This is a genomic window from Sphingobacterium sp. lm-10, assembly GCF_023554555.1.
Taxonomy (GTDB): Bacteria; Bacteroidota; Bacteroidia; order Sphingobacteriales; family Sphingobacteriaceae; genus Sphingobacterium.
This window is the reverse complement of sequence record NZ_JAMJWC010000001.1, coordinates 128,890-146,846: the sequence shown is the minus strand read 5'-3', so window position 1 is coordinate 146,846 and position 17,957 is coordinate 128,890. Positions and strand designations below refer to the sequence as shown.

The following is a 17,957-nucleotide window of genomic DNA, read 5'->3' as shown; positions in this document are numbered from 1 at the left end:
AAAAGCACTTTCCATTTCCTATTATTTCGCCATCGTAGAGCTAGTACTATATCAGCCGGCAAAATCCCTTATCTTTGCAGACAATTCAACAGCAAATACAGTGATTAGCATAAACAATATTTCAGTTTCCTTCGGCGGTACGACACTTTTTAGCGATGTATCCTTTTCCATCAATGAAAACGATAAGATTGCCCTAATGGGTAAAAATGGCGCCGGTAAATCTACCCTATTAAAAATAATCGCGGGCGCAGGCAAGCCTTCTTCTGGTAACGTATCGGCACCGAAGGATGCGGTGATTGCCTACCTACCACAGCACTTATTGACGCAGGATAATGTGAGCGTATTTGAAGAAACTTTGAAGGCTTTTGACGAGGTGTATAAAATGCAGTCGCAGTTGGAGGAACTGAATGAGCAATTGACGGTGCGGACAGACTACGAGAGTGACTCGTACATGGAGTTGATTGAGCAAGTTTCGGAGCTTAGTGAGCGGTTTTATTCGCTGGAAGAAACCAATTACGACGCCGAAGTGGAAAAGGTGTTGAAGGGATTGGGTTTTGACCGAGCTGATTTTGTACGGCCGACATCTGAATTCTCTGGTGGTTGGCGTATGCGCATTGAGTTAGCTAAAATCCTGCTCAAAAAACCGGATCTTATTTTGCTCGATGAGCCTACCAATCACATGGATATCGAAAGTATTCAATGGTTGGAAGATTTCCTGATTAATTCGGCCAAAGCGGTTGTAGTCATTTCCCATGACCGGGCTTTTGTAGATAATATCACCAATCGTACCATTGAGGTGACCATGGGTCGCATCTACGATTATAAGGCAACGTACAGCCATTACCTAGAGTTGCGCAAAGACCGCCGCCAACATCAACTAAAAGCGTACGAAGAGCAGCAACGCTTTATTGCAGACAATCAGGAATTTATTGATCGTTTTAGAGGTACCTATTCGAAGACACTACAAGTGCAATCCCGCGTAAAGATGCTGGAAAAACTCGAGGTAATTGAAGTGGATGAGGTAGATACCTCTGCGCTTCGCCTGAAGTTTCCGCCTGCCCCACGCTCTGGCAAATATCCGGTTATGGTAGAAGATCTCACAAAGAAATACGGAGATCATACCGTGTTTGAAAAGGCCTCTATGGTAATTGAGCAGGGAGAAAAAGTGGCTTTTGTCGGAAAAAATGGAGAAGGTAAATCAACCATGATCAAAGCGATCATGGGTGAAATCGACTTTGAAGGGTCGCTAAAGGTGGGGCACAACGCTAAAATTGGCTATTTCGCGCAGAATCAAGCGGCCTTATTGGATCAGGAAATGACGGTATTTGAAACCATTGATCAGATTGCTGTAGGTGATGTACGTGTCAAAATCAAAGATCTTTTGGGCGCTTTTATGTTTAGTGGAGATGATACCACGAAGAAGGTAAAAGTACTTTCGGGTGGTGAAAAGACCAGATTGGCTATGATCAAATTGCTACTCGAGCCAGTAAACGTATTGATCCTGGATGAGCCGACCAACCATTTGGATATGAAAACCAAAGACATTATCAAAGATGCGTTGCAGGATTTCGATGGCACGTTGATTTTGGTATCGCACGATCGGGATTTTCTGGATGGTCTAGCGAAGAAGGTATTCGAATTCGGAAATAAGCGTGTTCGTGAGCATTTCGAAGATATCAAAGGTTTTCTGGAATATAAACGAATGGACAACCTGAAAGATATTGAGAAATAGTTAATATTGTTATTGCTATAGCATGGTTCGAACTATGTATATTTGCAAGAGTAGACCATTGTTATAGTCACACATGCAGACTTTCATTCGTAAATTCTTTCAATCCGCATCAAGCGCGGGCATTATACTTTTTTCGTGCGTTGTTCTCGCTTTAATTATTGCTAATTCACCGTTGGCAGAATCCTTCCATCGGCTATTGCATACCACGATCGGATTCGAAACAGCGCATGTACATCTCAGATATAGTACTGAGCTTTGGATTAATGATGGTTTGATGGCGATCTTCTTTTTGCTAGTTGGACTGGAAATCAAACGAGAATTAGTGAGTGGTGGTTTGGCAACGCCAAAGCAGGCGGCATTACCGATTTTATGTGCTTTCGGCGGAGCTATTGTACCAGCACTTATCTATTTTTTCATCAACAGCGGTAAAGATACGGTTAGCGGTTGGGGTATTCCAATGGCTACAGATATTGCTTTTGCATTGGCCTTGTTAGCGATGTTGGGAGATCGTGTGCCGGCTTCTTTAAAAGTTTTTTTGGCAGCACTTGCTATTGTAGATGACTTGATCGCTATTTTGGTGATTGCGATTTTTTATTCTACGAATTTAGAATTTGCTTATCTCGCGTATGCGCTGGGTATATTTGGATTGATGTTGCTCTTCAATAAGCTAGGTATTCGTTCGCTCTTTTTTTATCTGATCCCCGCTTTATTTGTTTGGTATTTTATTCATCACTCGGGTATTCATGCTACGATTGCAGGCGTACTTACTGCATTCACCATTCCGATCCGATCGGCAGATGATCAGGAATCTCCATTGGTGCGATTAGAGCACGCGCTATTAACACCTGTTAATTTCTTGATTGTACCCCTATTCGCACTGGCAAATACGGCAATTACCTTTACACCTAGTATGCTCGACGGACTCACTTCACCATTGGGTTTAGGCATCATCCTTGGATTATTGGTTGGCAAACCGATTGGTATTTTCCTTCTTTCTAAAACCGCTACTAAATTAAAATTGGCTTTACTCCCCGATGGTGCGTCTTGGCAACACATTATTGGCGTAGGTCTACTCGCTGGTGTGGGCTTTACCATGGCTATTTTCATTGCCTTACTTTCTTTTACAGATCCGGCATTGATCGCGGAAGCGAAATTTGGAATTTTAGTGGCTTCATTGATTTCGGGTACAGCAGGTTATGTATTGCTTCGAAATACACCGAAATCACCTAATATTATAAAAGACATAGACGCTGTCATTCCCCAATAACTGGATTTTTCAGGCTGATCACTTCATTCTTACGTGCTGTTAATTGATGTACATGCGTATACCTACCTGCCCTTCCCATCGGCTGCCTTGCGGAACAAATGTTGGGTCTAAGTCGGTCCTCAATGTAGGATTTGCAGCCTTACGATAGTCCAATGCAACAAAAAATCCAAGGTCGTTTTTCCCAAAAAACCGACCGATATATTCCCCTTTAAATTGAGTGCCCCAGTAGCGTGTACTGTAATAATAGTAATCTGTAAAAACAACATTTTTCACGAAGTCGGATTTTGCGATGGGATTATAATTTAAAGTAGTAAGGGTTGGCAAATTCAAATAGGGTTGTGCCGATAGTCGAATACTATTCCCAGATGGACGGGTTGCATACAAGCTTGCCCACAGACTCACTTCCATATTTCCTACGTCCAGCAGGACGGATTGCACCAAATCTTGACGACGTACGGAACGATGCGCCAGATCAACACCTATTTCCTTCGCAATAGTTCGATCTTTCGCCCACAGAATACGGTAACTTCCTGCCAAATCCAGCGTATTCACTTTATAATTGACGATATCCAAACTTCCTGTCGTTCTTGTATTCCCATCTGATCCGACTTGATATCCGCCATTTATGTTGAGCATATGTTGTTTGCTTTTATGCAATGGACTGTACAAACCGATCTTTCCATTAACGCTGTGCAAATCGAATATACCTAAGGGCCCGCTATAGTATACAGAAGATTTATCGTTAACTTGGTTAGTATTGTGGTACCACTGGTACTCTCCTACGACCTGCGCGCGCCATCCTTTCCATGTGGAGCCATATTCTAAACCGGCACCTTTATAGGAATCTACTTTAGATCTGGCCACGGAATCTCTAATAACAGAACTACCATATCCATAGTTCATGTGATAAATACGATCAGGATAGAGAGACGATTGCTTGAATACCAGGCTTTTGTACACCAGACTTACCTGTTCATCTGCTTTCCCGATCAATCCGTACAGACCTAAGCTATGATTTTCAATCTTAAAAGCCACTCCTGGGCGTGCTCTTAACTCAAAACGCTGTGAACTCAAACGCGGATCTACTGTACCAGCAGACCAATGCCGATGGTAATCTATTTTCAAAAAAGGTTGTAGATGTTTAGTAATCACAAATCCTAATGCTGCATTCAATATGTAATTCTGCCGTTGGTATTCCCCACTTTTATTGGCATAAGGATAATAGGGAGCCAGTTCATTCATATTGCTGCGCAAACTATTGGCTAAGCTATCTTCAAATTGATTGTTGAATTCGAATCGCGCACCAATATGAAAGCGTCCCAATTGATTAAACCCTTTGGCCACAAAGCTTGTCATGCGTTCGGCATAGGCTTGTTGTGCTTGTCGAAAGCCGCCAGCGCCAAATCGCTGGTTCAGCTGGATCATGCCATAACTCTCCCAATTCGATTGCATCCTGAAAGTAGGTGACAATATCAAGGCTTCGGCAAAATGTTGATCTTGCCGAAAAAAATAAACAGAGTCCAAGCTGCGCTGCGCATGTGCAGCGACAACTTGAACTAGGAAAAATAAAGTGATTACTAATCTAGTATTCATGTATTTCATTAATCAATAAAAGAGCTTTCACCTTTAGAAGAGTTGGCACGATTCAAGAAACCAAAGTCGTTCGCAGAATTATTGGTATCTAATAAAATGCGTCGTCCATTTACCTTTTTGGCCGTTTTACGGACGACTGACTGACTGGAGAATGGCCCACCCGGAACAGAAATCGCACCTGCATCAAAACGCTGCGGTAAACGTCTTGGTAAACGGTCTGCGACGACTGGTGTCTCTACTTCTACCGCATCAATAATATATTGGGTTGGTATCTGCGGATAGCGGTTCGTACTACTCGATATTGTACGTGTGATTGGCGAAGCATAAGCGGGTAGATTTTCCACATTAACCGAGGCGTCTAATTTCACAATAACATACGATTCACGGGTTTGCGGAGTGAAAACCCACTCCCGTCCCGAATCGATAAAAATCACGTCCATATTAGGCACATTCAGATTATCTACATCAGTCGCCAAAGGAGAGCTTGCTGCATTGATACGCTTTAAGTATTCCGCCATATTTACCTCAAAATCAGCTTGGCTCAAATCAACCGTCAAGGTCGGGTCTTGAGCGGTAATAACACGTCCGTTCAAATCCGTATAAGATCCGGCGTGATTTACTGCAGTAGCGGCCACAATAATGCTTTTACCTGCTTCTACTCGATATCTTTTACCTGTACCATCACTCGGCACACGCATTATGCTCTTAGCGTATACAAAATCTTCGTTAGGATCACCGTTTGCAGTGGTCATTTCCAAGGCTTTACTCCAATCAAACTGATTGTTCGACAAAGAGTAGGCATCAGTGCTACGGTTTGGTTTTCCATAAATCGTGACCACTAACAGGCTATCTGCGTAGAGCGTTTCGGAGGTATTATTATAGATCTCAATGAAATTATCTCTCGTGGTCGCAGCACTTCTCGTATCTGAACCTGCATAATAGATCTGCTTGATCACAAAACCACCAATCGTTTCGCTAGTAACTAAGGTGATGGTAAAATTTTCATCTGCAAAGATGGATTTATCATTCAAAGCATAGTTCAGATAGAAATCATCTTGGCGATTCGTACCCGTCAGCGCCGTATATTCGGCTGCGGTCAGTTTCAAGGATACATTAACCGCGTAAACACCCGGAACCATATCATTTAGTTGGATCTGCCCATTAGCATTCGCCTGCAAGGTATATTTTGTACCATTGGCATTACTTTGCAAAGTGATCTCCGCTTTGTCGTAAGGAACGGTAAATGGCACTTTCTCTTCGTCTACAGCCAGTTGTATCTGCACGTTAACGGGCATCGCTTGTTGCTGGTCTTTCTGACATCCAATTAAGAGCAATAGTGTAATGGATGTAAATAATAAAGTAATTCTAGTTTTCATATGTAAGTAATTTGTTTTTATTGGTCATATAGAATGTCCAGATCATAGTGATTTGTGTTTGGCTATGATGGACATTTCATATATGTGATTGGGTTGATTATTATTCATTTTATCTTATAACCTAAATGACACGCCACCGGTAATACTTAAAGGGCTATTGTAGCGGGTAATGGTTTCCAAACCATTTGTGGGATTGATGAAAGAAGACTGTGGCCGCAAGTTGAATGTGTTATAAGCGGTCACGGCAATGCGCATTTTCTTTCCAATTTCTTTAGCTACAGAAAGTGAAAAATTAGCATATACCATGCGTTGTTCTGTGCTATTGGTATTTAGATCACGACCAGGGATAATTCCAGAGGCTTGCTGTTCTGGTGTTAGCCACACGCGCTGCATCGTCACATCCAAGTACGCAATGGCTGGCTGAGTAGCAGATTTATGTAAAGACGACATCTTATTCATCCAATTGATATCCATATAGGTCATAATTACAAATCCTAACTTTGAAATATGGGTAGTCGAGTTGAGTTTACTCGTTAGAATGTATCGCTGTTGACTATTTAACGGATTGTACAAGGCATACCAAATATTCTGGCCATCAATAATCACCGGCGTGGTTAAGCGTGTATCTTCCAAAATATCACCATTGTCCTGACGAGAAAGGATAAAGGAGGTGCTGGTGAGAAAGCTGGTTTCTATCGCTTTGATTTTCTTAGTAGACAATGACCAGTCAAAACCATAAGTGTACGAACTTCTCACATTCGCAATGTAACTAACCGAGTTATCGTAATAGGTTTGGTACACACCGGTCTCTGTATAATTAATTTTTTCTGCCGCAGCATCATAATTAAATGCGAATTGCGGTAAGGTGATCGGATGAAATTGTCGGATCGACTGGAAACCATTTGCATTATGCTTGAAATAGCCGTTCAATCTGGAAGTGATAAATTTATCCCGATAATTAACATTAATCTCTGCCTGCATGGAGCGACTAGGTTTTAAATCGGTATTGGACAATTCGATACGTTCGGTATGCAATAGATAAAGACTGGTATTGCCATAGCTGACATTCCCCAATGGAATATCGATCCAGGTCGGCGGTGGATAACGGTGCAACAAAGTCGGCGATTTGGTCGCGATACCGTAAGCCGCAGCAACTTGCCAGTGCTTATCGAGCACTATTTGTGTACTTAATCGCGGTTGTACCGATAAGGATCCGTTTTGCGAATCGAAACGGATGCCTAGACTGCTATTCATCGCTTTGCCAAACCAGCGATAGCGGATATTATCGGTGAGGTACACACCGGCGTTGAATAAGGCTGGAGTAAGCTCAAAAGAATACGGTCGTACATTTTGATCACTAAGGTCTATCCAACGCGGTCGTAATGGATCTGCAATAATTCCTCGTCCGCCGTTATTCGCATAGTTAGTATTGGCGCCATAACTTAACACGTGCGTGGATTCGCCGAGCCGAAAACGTGTTGCCAGTCGTAGATTGGCACTGGCTGTAATAGGATTGCCGACAATACGCTCTTCCGACATATATCGACCACTAACTAAAAGGCCTTCATAGATTCCTGTCGTATCCTTTCCGCCTATTGCTATTCCGCCACGATTTAGTAGCTGCTGTGCATAACTTTCTTGATTGCGTTCGGAATACGAAGCACTGAAATTGATATCATCGAGCCAGGGTTTATCTACCTTGATCATCATATTGTTGGATATCCGAATCCCAGATTCCGTAGATTCATATCTTTTCTGGGCATCATCATCCGGATCGAGCTTTACTTCATCCAGTCGTTGATTAAAATCTATACTAAGCTTATTTCGAAAATAGCGGTACTGTGGTGTATTCCATCGAATACCCGCACCATAGCGTCTGTATTCCTGAAAGCGGTCTGTAGGATTGGAGTTTGATATCGCATAGTTTCCATCCACGGTCAATCCACCCCATTTTTTCGGAAGATCGAAGCCTTTGTTTAGCGAATAATTATGGGAACCTCCGTTGATGTTGGTTGTGAAATGCCAGGGAGATCGACCCGCTTTACGTTCGATCAAAATAGCACCATCCGTCAGCTCACCATATTCAGCGGATGCCACACCTTGAATCACTTCAATCTTTTCGATGGATTCTACAGGAATTTCCCGCAAATCTATTCCCCGAAAGGGCACATCTGCGGTATTGCCGCCATTAGTGGCGGGCAAAGCACCCGAACCCATCCCCCATTGTCCTGGCAGGCGAGATTGCATATTAGCATCATTGGACAATGCCACACCATCCATAATGATCGGAACACCCAGCGAATTATTGAGCGCATCGCTACCGCCTAACGTGGTGCGTAAAGTGAGCGTTTGCGGAGCATTAATATTCGGTGCTGTGATCTGCCTACCCGGTAAGTTGTTAAGTACATCGAGCAAACTAAATGCTTGCACACGCTCAATAGCTTCTTCATCAAAGGTTATCGAAGATATAGAGTTCTTCGTGCCTTCAAATATCGGATTAACATCTACCTGCTCCAGCGTCAGACTGTTATTAACTAGCGTAATCACAATAGATTTATTGATATCGTCTTTCGCGATCTTCTGCTTGATGGTCTTTTTCCCAATATAAGACACTGTCAAAGTGATGTCGCCGTTATAAGCCGACAGTGAAATAGTGAATTTACCGTCCTTATCCGTCCTGGTTTGTTGCTGTGTTTCGTCAATGTATACGTTCGCCAATGGAAGCGGTTTACCGACTTGCCCATCGTAAACTACGCCCGACAAAATGGGAATATTACGAATCTGTGCGTGTCCTTGCAATGGCATTAAATACATAAATAAAAACATTAAAAGCATCGTAGCAATAGCTTTAATGTATATTTTCCCTAGGTTGACCATTATTTATATTAAATCTAAATAATGCGCAAATGTAAATTATATTTTCCCATCGACATAATTATTTTTAATTATTCTAAATAAAAATTGTAGTTTTGCAGCGATTTAGGAGCGGGTTTTATGCGTATTTTAGGAGTCTTTATAAGTAGTTTGTTGCTGGTGATTTTGTTATCATTCGGAGAACAATATGGTAGCACAATTATCTCCACTACAGACTCCATAGCTTCGTTATACAAACGCCCTCTTGTCGATTGGCCACAACCAAACATAGATCCGGGAGTATCGTGGAAAGAGTTCAGTTCCTTGCCCAAAGTAGATAGCGATTACTTTGCTATTATGGAATCACCGATCGTAGTATTGGGCAAAAATCTATTTTTCGACCCGATATTGTCTGGATCCAATCAAATCTCTTGCAGTTCCTGTCATCACCCACAAAGTAGCTGGGCAGATAAAGTTAGTACGCCAATAGGTCATGACCATCAGTCAGGTACGCGCAATACGCCATCTTTATTAAATGTGTACGCTCGCAAAAGCCTATTTTGGGACGGACGGGAAACTGCTTTGGAAGCACAAGCGTTGTCCCCAATCGAAGCGCACCATGAGATGAACATGAATCTTACGCAACTGATTCCAAAACTAAAAGCTATTCAGGCGTATAATGCTTTGTTTTTAGCAGCCTTTGATGACCCTGATTATTCCGTTCCAGAGGTTTTAAAAGCATTAAGTGCTTTTCAGCGTACACTGAAAAGCCGACGAAGCCGTTTCGATGAATTTTTGGATGGAAACTACAGTGCTTTATCGGCACAGCAAATTGAAGGCATGCATTTATTTCGGACCAAAGCGCGCTGTATGAACTGCCATAACGGACAATTTTTAACGGATGAAGATTTCCATAATATCGGCCTCACCTATTACAAGCGCAAGTACGAAGACCTTGGTCGGTATTATGTGACCGGCAAAGCAGAAGATGTGGGTAAGTTCCGCACGCCTTCGCTTCGCGATGTAATGAATACCGGACCTTGGATGCACAATGGTATGTTTTGGAACATCACGGGTGTAATCAATATTTACAATAGGGGCATGCAGATGAACACGGCTACCGCCGAACAAAAAGCAGCAGACCCCCACCACCCTATAACCGACCCGCTGATGCAAAAGCTCTATCTCAGCAAAGTAGAAATTGCGGCTATAGAATCTTTTATGCACGCGATTACGGCTACATCGTACCATATGCGACGGCCAGAAAAATTACCTCGATAAAGCCCATTTCTCCGCAAATTCCTATAATACTGTGACAATGCATTTCTGCAGGAAAATGTATTTTTGTGTCTAACACTTTATTAACTTTAGTCTATGCATAAATATTTTTCTATGAGAAAGCTCTTGGTCGCGGCCTGCCTATGGGTTCCCACAATGCTTTCTGCTCAAGAAGCCTTATGGCTTCGTTATCCAACCATTTCGCCGGATGGCACATCCATTGTATTTGGTTACCAAGGTAATCTGTACAAGGTAGCCTCTACGGGCGGAAATGCGACGCCACTGACCGTGGGCGAATCGCATAACATGATGCCTATTTGGAGTCGCGATGGCCAATGGATAGCCTTTGCAAACAATCGCCACGGCAATTTTGATGTTTTTGTGATGTCAGCAAATGGCGGGCAAGCGACACGCCTCACCTATAATAGTGCCGATGACTATCCCTACGATTTCACGGCAGATAATGGGGCCGTGTATTTCGGTAGTGCTCGTCAAGCTCCGGCTGCCAGCGTGCGCTTCCCAAGCATGCGTTTATTTCAGAATGTCTATGAAGTTCCTGTCCATGGCGGCCGCGCTAAGTTGGTCTCTGCCGCAGGCATGGATCATGCAAAGCTAAGCCCGAATGGCAAGCAGTTAGTTTTTCAGGATCGCAAAGGCTACGAAGATGCTTGGCGTAAGCACCATACCTCTTCGGTAACACGCGACATCTGGATCTATGATCTAGAAAAAAACAACTATCTGGCATTGACCAACGAGGAGATTGAGCATCGCGAGCCGGTATTTGCCCAAGATGGCCAATCGGTATTCTACCTTTCCGAGAAAGACGGTACGCTTAATGTGTATAAAAAAGGTCTGCAAGCGGGCAATAGCAATACGCAACTCACCCGTTTCACCAAAAACCCGGTACGACATCTTAGCGCTTCAAGAAACAATACTTTGGCATTTACGCAAGATGGCGCTATTTATACCTTGACCGAAGGGGGCACACCGAATAAGCTGAGCATTCGTATCCATACCGATTCTGGATTGCCAGATGTGAAAAACCTACCGCTTAGCGGCGAAACCAGAGAATTCAAACTGAGTCCTGATGGTAAGCAAATCGCCTACATCACGCGTGGCGAATTGTTTGTTACCAGCGTAGAAGGCGATTTTACTAAACGCATCACCGAAACTGCTGGTCAGGAGCGCATGCTTGACTGGGCACCAGACAGCAAAACGCTGATCTATGCTGCCGAACGCGATAGTACCGGCTGGGGTATTTATAAAACGGAGATTGGCAAGGCAGCTGAGCCTTATTTCTTCAATGCCAGCTTATTAAAAGAATCTCCAGTACTGGTAAACACGCACAATAATTTCGCACCAAAATATTCCCCGGATGGCAAATCCATTGCCTTCATTGAAGACCGCAATATCCTGAAAGTAATGCCAGCAAGCGGTGGCAAAGCAATCACCATCCTTCCTGAAGGTCGCAACCACTCCTATGCTGATGGCGATTGGGGTTTTGAATGGAGTCCGGATAGCCGCTGGTTATTTGTGGACGATCAAGGTGGTTTCTTTTTAAGTGGCAATACCGCCTTAGTGAAAGCGGATGGCAGCGGCGAACTGCGTCATCCTATACAAAGTGGATTTGGTGATAGCGGAGCGAAATGGTCTAAGGATGGTAAGATTATGACCTGGGTGAGCAGCCGTTATGGCCGTAAATCACTCGCTTATCAGGGAAGCCGAGAAGTCGATGTATTTGCTGCCTTTTTTGATCAAGAAGCCTACGATCGCTTTCAGCTCAATAAAGATGAATTTAAATTACTCGAAGAAAGAGATAAGCAAGATTCTACCAAGAAAAAAACACCCGAACCAGAATTTGTACCTAATATCGAAAACTTACGTGACCGTATGGTGCGCCTGACGATCAATAGCTCATCCATCAGCGATTATGTACTGAATAAAGATGTAAGTAAGTTATTCTATCTGGCGGCGTTCGAAAAAGGCTATGACCTTTGGGTCACCGAACCACGGACGCGAGAAACGAAAATCCTGGCTAAGCTAGGAGGTTCGCCGAGTGGCTTGGAAATCAGTAAAGACGGCAAAAGCTTGTTCATGACGAATCGTGGCAGCCTAGTCAAGGTCGATGCTGAAAATGGCAAAGTTACGCCGATCAGCAGCAAGAGCGAGATCAGTTTGGATGCCGCGGCAGAACGGGAATATATGTTCCACCACGCGTGGTTGCAAGTAGAGAAGAAATTCTACGATCCAAAAATTCATGGTATTGACTGGAAAGGCTACAAGAAAACCTATGCGCGCTTCTTGCCACATATCAACAATAACTATGATTTTCAAGAACTATTGAGCGAATTGTTGGGTGAGCTGAATGCGTCTCACACTGGAGGTCGTTACTCCCCTCGCCCATCCAATCCAGACATCACACCAAGCTTAGGCTTGCTATACGATGAGCAATACACTGGCGAAGGATTACGCGTAACAGAGGTGCTTGCTGGCGGCCCATTAGATAAAGCAAATAGCAAAATAGACAAGGGTAGCGTCATTACCGAAATTGATGGCAAATTGCTTAAAGCCAACGAAGATTGGGCGAAGTTGTTCAATCGTAAAGCGGGACAATATGTGTACATCAGCGGTAAAACATCTTCTGGTGCTGCATTTGCTGAAAACATTAAGCCGATCTCCCAAGGAGAAGAAAATGGCCTGATGTACAAGCGTTGGGTAAAGAGCCGTAAAGAATATGTGGACAAAATCAGTAACGGTCAGATTGGCTACGTGCATATCGAAGGGATGAATGATGGCAGTTTCCGGGAGTTGTACGAGCGCGCGATGGGCGAAAATGTGGATAAGAAAGCACTAGTAGTCGATACGCGCTTTAACGGCGGCGGTTGGTTGCATGATGACTTGAACACCTTCCTAAGTGGCAAGCAGTACTTGCAATTCGCGCCACAAGGTAACATCGTAAAAGGTGGTGAGCCAGCTTCGCGTTGGACGAAACCTTCGATCGTAGTCATGAGCGAAGGCAACTACAGTGATGCGCACATTTTCCCATACATCTACAAACAGAACGGCCTTGGCAAGTTGGTGGGTATGCCTGTACCGGGAACCGGAACAGCCGTGTGGTGGGAATCACAAATCGATCCAACCATCGTATTTGGTATTCCAATGATTGGTACCATCGGTAAAGAAGGTCGCACGACGGAGAATATGCAAGTAGAACCAGATATTCGCGTACCCCTTCCTTATAAAGCATTCTTAAGTGGGGAAGATCCTCAGCTGAAAACTGCTGTGGAAGAGATATTGAAAGAGGTGAATTAAGCCGCTTTATACTATTTAAAATCACAATAGCCCCGACGAATGTCGGGGCTATTGTTGTAAACCAAAAACACAAAGCCTACAAAACCTCGATTACTGAACCATTTTCCAGCGGATGCGAAGTACAAATCAAACAACGACCATTGTCTACTTCCCGATCCGTCAATACCTCGTTGTAACTCATCCGTACGGATCCTGCATGTACTTGTGATATACAGGTACTGCACATGCCCGATTTACAAGAGTACGGCAATTTGATCTTTTGCGCTAAGCCCACATCCAGTATAGTCTTATTGTAAGGCACCAAGAGATCATAGTTTTCTCCTTGAAATTTCAGGATCACCTGATAGGTACTGGTATCTTGCTCTTCCTCCTCACGCTCATCTTCATCCGCCTCTTCTTCGGGAAAGAAAAATGTCTCGCGATGGATTGTCTCATCCGGAAACCCCATACCTAATAAGGTAAACCGACACAGATCCATGTAAAACACCGGACCACATAAGTAAATAGCTGTTTGCTTATCCGCATCTCGATACTGCTGTATTAATCGGATGATATATTCTCTGTTCAATCGAGCGGTTAACAAGTGTTTGGAATTCGAAAATATCCACTCAATATGCAGACGATCTGGGTATTTTGCTTGCCAGCTTCGCAACTCGTCCAAGAAAAGTGTTTTTTCTGGTGAGCTATTACTGTAAACAAGTACCACTTTTGTATCTGGTTCGGCCACTAAAGCGGTCTTTAATATCGAAAATAAGGGCGTCACTCCTACTCCGGCGGCAAACAAAAAAAGGGTTTTCGGCACGCTATCTTCTGGAGTGTAAGCTAGTAAGCCTTGAGCTGCCAACACTTCAATCGTATCGCCAACGGCAGTACGATGGTGCAACAGTCTGGAAATTTCACCGTTATCCACACGCTTTACCGTAATGGAGATGGGTTCGTCAACCTCAGGAGAACTACTAAAGGAATACGACCGCCTAACCTGCCGACCATTGAAGTCAAAAGCCAACGTAAGAAACTGGCCTGCCAGATAAGGAGGAAACTCTTTGGTAGGATCATCAAAGGCTATGGTAATATTATCATTTGGTTGACGGATGATCTGAGAAATTCGAAATTTATGCATGTATTTCAACGATTCGTTACGGTTAAGCAGGAGTGTCACTTGAATGTTGCCATTCAATAATACTTTCTCGACAGCTACTATTCTTATTTAGAATACTGGATCAAATTTAATGTATAATTGTGAAATTACCTGACAGCAGCAGGTCATCAAGCTCCTTTACCGTGAAAATAACGTGTTGATAATAGTGATTTTCCAAGTTTACAAAAGCACTGTAATTATTGCTTCGCTGATAAAAATCAATTTTTAGATTCAGGGGATAATCGTTACAATTTCACTAGTGACCATTGTGCTGAAATTCCAGTATACAAAAGTGTAGATTTCGAGAATTATGTGTAACTATGCAGAAGATGAATCAGGGACCTATCGGAATTTTTGACTCGGGATTTGGCGGATTAACCGTCTTCAAATCCATTAGCGAGCGATTGCCTCAGTACAGCTATACGTACTTAGGAGACAATGCCCGCGTGCCGTATGGCAACAGATCATTTGAGACGGTGTACCAATACACCAAGGAATGTGTCTTTAAACTCTTCGAGATGGGCTGTCCGCTAGTGATCGTGGCCTGCAATACCGCATCTGCTAAAGCCTTGCGAAGTATTCAGCAAAATGATCTTCCCCCAGGTAAAAAGGTGCTGGGTGTAATCCGGCCCACCACAGAGATTATTGATCAATATACTAAAACTGGTCACGTCGGTATATTAGCCACCCAAGGCACCGTAAAATCTGATTCCTATAAAATAGAGATTCATCGTTTTCATCCGGAGATTACCGTACATCAACATGCTTGTCCGGTTTGGGTACCGCTAGTCGAAAACAACGATTTAGATAGTGAGGGAACACATTACTTCGTAAAAGAAGATGTAGAAGCGTTATTAAGTCAGTCGCCAGAAATCGACACGATTTTATTGGCCTGCACGCATTATCCGCTGCTGCTTCCTGCGATACAAGCACATACACCGAAGCACATCAAGCTGGTTGCTCAAGGCGAGCTGGTTGCCGACAGCTTAGAGAGTTACTTAGAAAGACATCCGGAAGTAGAAGCGCAATGCCAACGCGACAGTACCTACACCTTTTATACCACGGATGATCCGACAGACTTTGGAGAGAAAGCCAAATTATTCTTCGGGCAAGAAGTAATTGCCTTTCACACGATAGTAGAAGCCGTAGATTAAGCGATAGAGTCGCGAACTTCCACCTTAGTCCAGTACGGAGAAAACTTTTGAGCAGCAGCCAGATGATCGGGATGCTTTTCGTAAATATTAATGGCTTCCATAGAAGGAAACACCGCAATCCAATGATAGGAAAAGGAATTATCGACTACTTCTCTCGGGGTGGTAGGCGCTGGTGTAGCCACACGACAGGCAGTATAGCCAGGCACTTTCTTCAACGCTTCAAAAAACTGGGGAAAATCTTGTTTCTCTTGATCCGTCAGATCGGTGCGCAACCAGAAATAGACCGAATGAACAATCGTTCCTTCGCCCCATTCCACAGAAGATTGTTCTGACGGAGAACCACATGCGGCCAACACCGCGCCAGACAATACCGTGGCGCTCACTCCTTTTATAAAAGACTTTCTTTCCATAATTTGTAGATGGTTTTCGGAAAGTTACTATTATTTCATTTGCAATGCAATAGCATATAGCTTCATTTGCTTTACCATAGACAGCAAGCCGTTGGCTCTGGTAGGCGAAAGATGGTCTTTCAAGCCGATCTGATCAATGAAATACAAATCTGCATCAGCGATTTCCTTTGCGGTATGACCAGAGAGCACTTTCACCATTAAGCTCACCAAACCTTTTGTGATGATGGCATCGCTATCTGCTGTAAAGTTAATTTTATCATCGCTTACCTCTGGGCGCAACCATACTTTTGATTGACACCCTTTGATGATGTATTCATCGGTCTTCGATGCATCATCAATCAAAGGAAGCTCTTTACCCAGTTGAATAATGTATTCGTATTTTTCCATCCAGTCTTCGTAGAATGCGAAGTCCTCGATCAATTCGTCTTGTTTTTCGTTAATGGTCATGCTTTATTCTTATCTTAACATATTTGCGGCACGCGTCAACCCTTTAACCAAAGCATCAATTTCTTCCTTTGTGTTGTACATCGCGAAGCTGGCGCGTATTGTACCAGGGATGCCATAGTAGTCCATGATAGGCTGCGCACAATGATGTCCGGTGCGTACCGCAATGCCCATCTTATCTAACAATACGCCCACATCATAAGGATGTGTTCCATCAATCAAGAAAGAAACCACAGAACTTTTCTCTTTGGCAGTACCAATAAATCGCATACCTTCAATTTTGCTCAATTCCGCTGTCGCGTAATCCAGCAATTCTTCTTCGTGCTGCCGGATCGCATCCAAGCCCACCTCATTTATGTAATCGATAGCTTGCGCCAAGCAGATTCCTGCTTCAATATTCGGCGTTCCTGCTTCGAATTTAAACGGCAATTCGTTATAGGTCGTCTTTTCTAATGTTACTTCTTTAATCATATCGCCCCCCCCCTGATACGGTGGCATAGCATTCAGCAAATCTTCTCGACCGTAAAGCACACCGATACCGGTGGGTCCGTACATTTTGTGACCGGAGAATACCAAGAAATCTACATCCAAATCTTGTACATCAATAGGAATATGCTGGATAGCCTGTGCAGCATCGACTAATACCACTGCGCCATATCGGTGCGCTTCCACAATCATTTCCTTGACGGGATTGATGGTTCCCAACGCATTCGACACATAATTGAACGTCACCAATTTGGTACGTTCGGTCAATAGCTCACGATATGCATCCTGATCAAGCTCTCCATTCTTCAACATGGGAATCACCTTCAGAATGGCATTCTTTTCTTCGCACAACATCTGCCAAGGCACAATATTAGAATGATGTTCCATCGCGGTGATGATGATTTCATCTCCTTCGCCCACAAAAGCCCTCCCATAACTGCTGGACACCAAATTGATACTATCGGTAGTCCCTTTGGTTAATATGACTTCATAATCATGCGCTGCATGAATGAAATCCTGTAATTTTCTACGCGTCACTTCAAAGGCATCTGTCGAAATCTGACTTAGATGATGCACACCACGATGTACATTACTATTCATATTCGAATAATAATCGCTGATCGCCTGAATCACTTGTATGGGCTTTTGAGTAGTTGCGCCATTATCCAAATATACCAGCGGTTTGTTATGAACCTGCGTGTTTAATATTGGAAAATCTGCACGGATTTTATCTATATGAAATGGTTTCAAAATGCTGCTCTCCTTGTTTTGTCAAACAAAGTTACGATATCTAAGAGCAAATAAGCCCTCTCGCCGATTCGTTTTATCGAAAGCATGACGATTATATGAGATATTGACAATATACTTAATGCCAAAAGCACTAATCTGCCATTCACCGTCTTTTTAAACAAGAT

General features: G+C 43.3%; 12 protein-coding genes. 5 read left to right on the top strand and 7 right to left on the bottom strand.

The genetic code is table 11. The features are described from left to right. The first annotated feature begins 100 nt into the window (after nt 1-100). Together M8998_RS00610 and nhaA are read left to right on the top strand one after the other, a co-directional pair. Nucleotides 101-1,732, top strand: coding sequence for an ABC-F family ATP-binding cassette domain-containing protein (locus M8998_RS00610; protein ID WP_249990043.1), 1,632 nt, complete (start codon nt 101-103; stop codon nt 1,730-1,732). A gap of 73 nt (nt 1,733-1,805) precedes the next feature. Continuing rightward, nucleotides 1,806-2,999, top strand: coding sequence for a Na+/H+ antiporter NhaA (gene nhaA, locus M8998_RS00605; RefSeq protein WP_249990042.1), 1,194 nt, complete (start codon nt 1,806-1,808; stop codon nt 2,997-2,999). Nucleotides 3,000-3,038: 39 nt separating this feature from the next. Here the strand turns inward: nhaA and M8998_RS00600 are convergent, their stop codons facing one another. The 3 genes from M8998_RS00600 to M8998_RS00590 all read right to left on the bottom strand — a co-directional run bounded on the left by M8998_RS00600 (nt 3,039) and on the right by M8998_RS00590 (nt 8,782). After that, on the bottom strand, nt 3,039-4,592 hold the full coding sequence (locus tag M8998_RS00600; RefSeq protein WP_249990041.1) for a DUF6850 family outer membrane beta-barrel protein: 1,554 nt from the start codon (nt 4,590-4,592) through the stop codon (nt 3,039-3,041). A gap of 8 nt (nt 4,593-4,600) precedes the next feature. Further along, on the bottom strand, nt 4,601-5,968 hold the full coding sequence (locus M8998_RS00595; protein WP_249990040.1) for a DUF4876 domain-containing protein: 1,368 nt from the start codon (nt 5,966-5,968) through the stop codon (nt 4,601-4,603). Nucleotides 5,969-6,082: 114 nt separating this feature from the next. After that, the gene (locus M8998_RS00590; RefSeq protein WP_249990039.1) at nt 6,083-8,782 is read right to left on the bottom strand and encodes a TonB-dependent receptor; all 2,700 of its coding nucleotides are present in this window, start codon (nt 8,780-8,782) and stop codon (nt 6,083-6,085) included. A gap of 180 nt (nt 8,783-8,962) precedes the next feature. Between M8998_RS00590 and M8998_RS00585 the strand changes: the two genes are divergently transcribed. Then, nucleotides 8,963-10,102, top strand: coding sequence for a cytochrome-c peroxidase (locus tag M8998_RS00585; protein ID WP_249990038.1), 1,140 nt, complete (start codon nt 8,963-8,965; stop codon nt 10,100-10,102). Between the two features lie 111 nt (nt 10,103-10,213). Continuing rightward, nucleotides 10,214-13,411 carry a S41 family peptidase gene (locus M8998_RS00580; RefSeq protein WP_249990037.1) on the top strand — a complete coding sequence of 1,066 codons (3,198 nt, stop codon included), beginning with the start codon at nt 10,214-10,216 and terminating at the stop codon, nt 13,409-13,411. Between the two features lie 76 nt (nt 13,412-13,487). Here M8998_RS00580 and M8998_RS00575 read toward each other — a convergent pair whose 3' ends face one another. Next, complete coding sequence (locus tag M8998_RS00575; RefSeq protein WP_249990036.1) at nt 13,488-14,531, bottom strand: ferredoxin--NADP reductase; 1,044 nt, start codon at nt 14,529-14,531, stop codon at nt 13,488-13,490. A 347-nt stretch (nt 14,532-14,878) separates the two neighbouring features. Here M8998_RS00575 and murI point away from each other — a divergent pair, with 347 nt between their 5' ends. Beyond that, entirely contained in the window at nt 14,879-15,703 is an 825-nt protein-coding gene (gene murI / locus M8998_RS00570) for a glutamate racemase (protein WP_249992413.1), read from the top strand. Here the strand turns inward: murI and M8998_RS00565 are convergent. From M8998_RS00565 to M8998_RS00555, 3 genes are read right to left on the bottom strand one after another with little or no spacing between them, the layout of a single operon-like run. Further along, nucleotides 15,700-16,113 (bottom strand): Dabb family protein, encoded by a 414-nt coding sequence (locus M8998_RS00565; protein WP_249990035.1) that lies wholly within the window; start codon nt 16,111-16,113, stop codon nt 15,700-15,702. The genes murI and M8998_RS00565 overlap by 4 nt on opposite strands. A gap of 30 nt (nt 16,114-16,143) precedes the next feature. Further along, entirely contained in the window at nt 16,144-16,560 is a 417-nt protein-coding gene (locus M8998_RS00560) for a SufE family protein (protein WP_249990034.1), read from the bottom strand. Between the two features lie 9 nt (nt 16,561-16,569). Further along, nucleotides 16,570-17,793, bottom strand: coding sequence for an aminotransferase class V-fold PLP-dependent enzyme (locus M8998_RS00555; protein ID WP_249990033.1), 1,224 nt, complete (start codon nt 17,791-17,793; stop codon nt 16,570-16,572). Between the last annotated feature and the right edge of the window lie 164 nt (nt 17,794-17,957).